Annotated in this window: 4 protein-coding genes; 1 reads left to right on the top strand and 3 read right to left on the bottom strand. The window is 68.9% G+C overall.

Going from position 1 to position 4,642, the window contains the following annotated elements:
- Positions 1-75: 75 nt before the first annotated feature.
- From ACWFR3_RS46570 to trhA, 3 genes are all read right to left on the bottom strand, one after another.
- Complete coding sequence (locus tag ACWFR3_RS46570) at positions 76-828, bottom strand: Mut7-C RNAse domain-containing protein (protein WP_453740786.1); 753 nt, start codon at positions 826-828, stop codon at positions 76-78.
- Between the two features lie 41 nt (positions 829-869).
- Positions 870-1,505, bottom strand: a complete 636-nt coding sequence (locus tag ACWFR3_RS46565; protein WP_453740785.1) for a TetR/AcrR family transcriptional regulator — start codon at positions 1,503-1,505, stop codon at positions 870-872.
- A gap of 129 nt (positions 1,506-1,634) precedes the next feature.
- Positions 1,635-2,372 carry a PAQR family membrane homeostasis protein TrhA gene (trhA, locus tag ACWFR3_RS46560; RefSeq protein WP_453740784.1) on the bottom strand — a complete coding sequence of 246 codons (738 nt, stop codon included), beginning with the start codon at positions 2,370-2,372 and terminating at the stop codon, positions 1,635-1,637.
- Positions 2,373-2,693: 321 nt separating this feature from the next.
- On the opposite strand from trhA, the gene ACWFR3_RS46555 reads away from it, so the two are divergent.
- Positions 2,694-4,535 (top strand): phosphoenolpyruvate carboxykinase (GTP), encoded by a 1,842-nt coding sequence (locus ACWFR3_RS46555; protein ID WP_453740783.1) that lies wholly within the window; start codon positions 2,694-2,696, stop codon positions 4,533-4,535.
- Positions 4,536-4,642: the final 107 nt, after the last annotated feature.

Raw genomic sequence — 4,642 nt, 5'->3', positions numbered from 1 at the left:
GGATGGATCCAGCCCGGCCGGCGTTTGAGGCCATCTTGTCGGGGTCTGGGGCGGAGCCCCAGGTAGGTCCGGGGCTCAGGCACGGTTTTCGGGAAGGGGCGGGGTTGGGGAGAATTCCTGTACCGCCGCTGCCACGATCCCCTCCAGCCGATCATGGTGCGCGCCCCGCCAATACACCCGCCCGCACTCCCCACACTCCGCGAACACGTCATACGTCCCCCGCGTACCGCCCTCAAGGCGGTCAGCCACGTCCTCCTTGCTCGCCGCCCGCAGCGAGCCATTGCACGCAGTGCAGCGCGACCACGGCCGCAGCGCAGGAGCGAACCGGCCAAGCACATCCCGGAGTTGTTCGTCCGGCGCGTCGCTGTAGACGTACGCGCCCGCCCACAGCTCCCGCCGCCGCAACAACCCCCGGTCCCGGCTCAGCAGCACCCGCCGCTCGGCGGCCGAGCGCTTGGCGAGGGCGGGGTCGCCGATGTCCGTGCTCTCGTACGCCGCGTCCACGCCCAGGAGGCGCAGGCGGCGGGCCAGCGTGCCCAGGTGGACGTCCAGGAGGAAGCGGAGAGGGGCGCCGGGGACGGGCTGGGGGCGGGGGACGGTGCGGACCTCCACCGACTCGCCCGACGCCGGGATGTGCGAGGCCGCAACCTCCGCGCCGTCCACCACGAGCGCGCCGACCTCCGTCAGCGGAACCCCGAGCGATTCGACGACGTGCCCGAGCGTGGACACGCCGTCAGTAACGGCCTTGGCGGGGCCGTTCCTGCGCTCGTGCGGGACGAAAAGGCCCAGCTCGGGGGCGAATTGGATGAGGATCTCCGGACCGTTCATGCGGTCAGGATGGCATGGGGGACGCACGGAGAGCCGGGGATTTACGGCGTCCCGCGTCCGGGGGCGAAGCCCGCCGCCAGCATGGTCAGGGTGCGGTCCACCAGATCGCCGAGGTCGTCCTCGTGGCCGTGCTCCGCCCAGTACGCCGTCGCCTCCGTCAGCGCGCCGATCAGGCCCATCGAGAACACCCGTACCTCCAGATCCTCCGCGTCACGGCCGGTGCGATCGGCGATGACGCGGCACAGCATCCGGCCGGTGACCGACATGCTCTCCAGCATCCGGGAGCGCACGGCGGGGATCTCGACCATCAGACGGGTGCGCAGGCGCGAGACCTCCGGGTCCTCGGTGAACCCGAGGCTCAGCGCCCGGCGCAGCACCTGCCGCAGGGATTCCACGATCGGCTCGTCCGCCGGGCGCGCCCGCAGCTCCTGTTCGAGCAGCGGGTCGTACTCGTCGGTGAGGACGATGTCCTCCTTGGCCGGGAAGTAGCGAAAGACGGTCGACGCCGACACCTCCGCCGCCTCGGCGATCTGCTCGACCGTCGTGGCGTCGTACCCCTGCTCCTCGATCAGCCGGTAGGTGGCCTCACGGATCGCGATGCGGGTCTTCAGCTTCTTCCGTTCGCGAAGCCCCAGGTGGGAGCCGTGCGGGGAAGCGGTGGTGCGTGCGGCCGTCATGCCCTCATTGTCGGGCATCCGCCGTGCCCCGTCCGGGTGTCTCCGTGCACGCAAATGGCCGCGGCTCGAAAGCCGCGGCCATAAAGAGGGGAAGGGGTCTGGGGCTGCCGCCCCGCTACCGGGTGGCTGCTACCCGTGCTGGTACGCCACCAGCGAGATGCCCACGTAGTGCACCGCGAACGCGGCCAGTGTCAGGGAGTGGAAGACCTCGTGGAAGCCGAAGAAGCGGGGGGAGGGGTTGGGGCGCTTGATGCCGTAGATCACGCCGCCCGCGCTGTAGAGCAGGCCGCCCACGACCACGAGGACGAGGACGGCGATGCCGCCCGTGCGCATGAAGTCCGGCAGGTAGAAGACCGCCGCCCAGCCCATCGCGATGTAACAGGGGGTGTAGAGCCAGCGTGGCGCGCCGACCCAGAAGACGCGGAAGAGGATGCCGGCCACCGCCGCGCCCCATACGCCCCAGAGCAGCCACTGGCCCTTGGACTCGGGCAGCAGCAGCATCGTCAGCGGGGTGTACGTGCCCGCGATGATCAGGAAGATGTTGGCGTGGTCGAGCCTGCGAAGGACGCCGTCCGCGCGTGGGCTCCAGGTGCCCCGGTGGTAGATCGCGCTCACTCCGAAGAGCAGGCACGCCGTCAGGACATAGATGCCGCAGGCGATCCGCGCGCGCGTGGAGCCCGCGAGCGCCGTGAGCACGATGCCGGAGACCAGCACCGCGGGGAACATGCCCGCGTGCAGCCAGCCGCGCATCTTCGGCTTCACTTCCGCGAGATCCGGGATCTCCGGGAGCGGCAGGGCGGCGAGCGGGGACGAATCGGGGCTCTTGGCCGTGGAGTTCGTGTCCGCATCGGGGACGGGAGCGGTCATATCGGCATCGTACCTACGCAACCGTAAGTTAGGCATCAGGCGAATGGGAACCGAGGCGCACAAGTGGCGATCCTCACGGTGATACCCGAGCGTACAAGTGACGGATTCGCGGGTGGATGCGCGGGTGGGAGGCCATCCGGGCGAGTGGCGATGCTCACGCCGCTCACGTGTGCGGCCCTCTGGACATATGCGCAGAAGCATCGGATGATCAAATGAGTGCGATCGGCACCGGATGAGCGCCAGAGGGTCAATACGTGAAGCGTCCGGGTCGGAGCCCCCACGGGGCAACACAAACCAAAACCCCTCGTAATAGGAGCAATCGTGGCGCGCGATATCGCGGCTCCCCTTCTCGCAGCTTCAATGGGCACCGTTCCCACCGACCACCGGGAGCTCGTCTCCTGGGTGAACGAGATCGCCGAACTGACACAGCCGGACAGCGTGGTCTGGTGCGACGGATCCGAGGCCGAGTACGAGCGCCTGTGCGAGGAGCTCGTGGCCAAGGGCACCTTCAAGAAGCTCGACCCGATCAAGCGCCCCAATTCGTACTACGCGGCCTCCGACCCGACCGACGTCGCGCGCGTCGAGGACCGCACCTTCATCTGCTCCGAGAACGAGAAGGACGCGGGTCCGACCAACCACTGGAAGGCCCCCGCCGAGATGCGGGAGATCTTCCAGGGGGACGAGGGCGTGTTCCGCGGCTCCATGCGCGGACGCACCATGTACGTCGTCCCCTTCTGCATGGGCCCGGTCGGCTCGCCGCTCTCCGCGATCGGTGTCGAGATCACCGACTCCGCGTACGTCGCCGTCTCCATGCGCACCATGACCCGCATGGGCCAGGCGGTCCTGGACGAGCTCGGCGACGACGGCTTCTTCGTGAAGGCCGTCCACACGCTCGGCGCCCCGCTCGAAGAGGGCCAGGCGGACGTCCCGTGGCCCTGCAACTCCACCAAGTACATCTCGCACTTCCCCGAGGACCGCGAGATCTGGTCGTTCGGCTCGGGCTACGGCGGCAACGCCCTGCTCGGCAAGAAGTGCTACGCCCTGCGCATCGCCTCCGTCATGGCCCGCGACGAGGGCTGGCTCGCCGAGCACATGCTGATCCTCAAGCTCACCCCGCCGCAGGGAGAGTCGAAGTACGTCGCGGCGGCGTTCCCGAGTGCCTGCGGCAAGACCAACCTCGCCATGCTGGAGCCGACGACTCGCGGCTGGACCGTCGAGACCATCGGTGACGACATCGCCTGGATGCGGTTCGGCGAGGACGGGCGGCTCTACGCGATCAACCCCGAGGCCGGCTTCTTCGGCGTCGCGCCCGGCACCGGCGAGCACACCAACGCCAACGCCATGAAGACCCTGTGGGGCAACTCGGTCTTCACGAACGTCGCGCTCACCGACGACAACGACGTCTGGTGGGAGGGCATGACGGAGGAGACTCCCGCCCACCTCACCGACTGGAAGGGCAACGACTGGACCCCGGAGTCGGGCGTCCCGGCCGCGCACCCGAACGCCCGCTTCACCACGCCCGCCTCGCAGTGCCCGATCATCGCGCCCGAGTGGGAGGACCCCAAGGGTGTGCCGATCTCGGCGATCCTCTTCGGCGGCCGTCGCGCCAGCGCGGTGCCGCTGGTGACGGAGTCCTTCAACTGGCAGCACGGCGTCTTCCTCGGCGCCAATGTGGCGAGCGAGAAGACCGCCGCGGCCGAGGGCAAGGTCGGCGAGCTGCGCCGCGACCCGTTCGCCATGCTGCCGTTCTGCGGCTACAACATGGGCGACTACATGGCCCACTGGGTCAAGGTCGGCGCGGACAAGGACCAGTCCAAGCTGCCGAAGATCTACTACGTGAACTGGTTCCGGAAGAACACCGAGGGCAAGTTCGTGTGGCCCGGCTTCGGTGAGAACAGCCGCGTCCTGAAGTGGATCGTGGACCGGCTCGACGGCAAGGCCGAGGGCGTCGAGACCCCCATCGGCATCCTGCCGACGGTCGACTCGCTCGACACCGAGGGCCTCGACCTGGACAAGTCCGACCTGGAGTTCCTGCTCACGGTCGACAAGGAGGTCTGGCGCGACGAGGCCTCGCTGGTCCCCGAGCACCTGAACACCTTCGGCGACCACACGCCCAAGGAGCTGTGGGACGAGTACCGCGCCCTGGTGCAGCGTCTCGGCTGACCTCAGCCGTTCCGCTTTCGGGCGGGGGCCCCCCCAAACGCGGGGGGGGGGCCCGCCCGGTGGGCCCCCCGCCCAAAAAAAAACATTCCGTAACACCAGTAGAGTTT

This window comes from Streptomyces sp. NPDC055189, assembly GCF_053606765.1.
This window is presented reverse-complemented; position numbering and strand designations above follow the sequence as displayed.

What these genes read in the sequence shown, in the direction of transcription:
- ACWFR3_RS46570 (WP_453740786.1), bottom strand. Translation starts at nt 828, where the DNA reads ATGAACGGTCCGGAGATCCTCATCCAATTCGCCCCCGAGCTGGGCCTT.
- ACWFR3_RS46565 (WP_453740785.1), bottom strand. Translation starts at nt 1,505, where the DNA reads ATGACGGCCGCACGCACCACCGCTTCCCCGCACGGCTCCCACCTGGGG.
- trhA (WP_453740784.1), bottom strand. Translation starts at nt 2,372, where the DNA reads ATGACCGCTCCCGTCCCCGATGCGGACACGAACTCCACGGCCAAGAGC.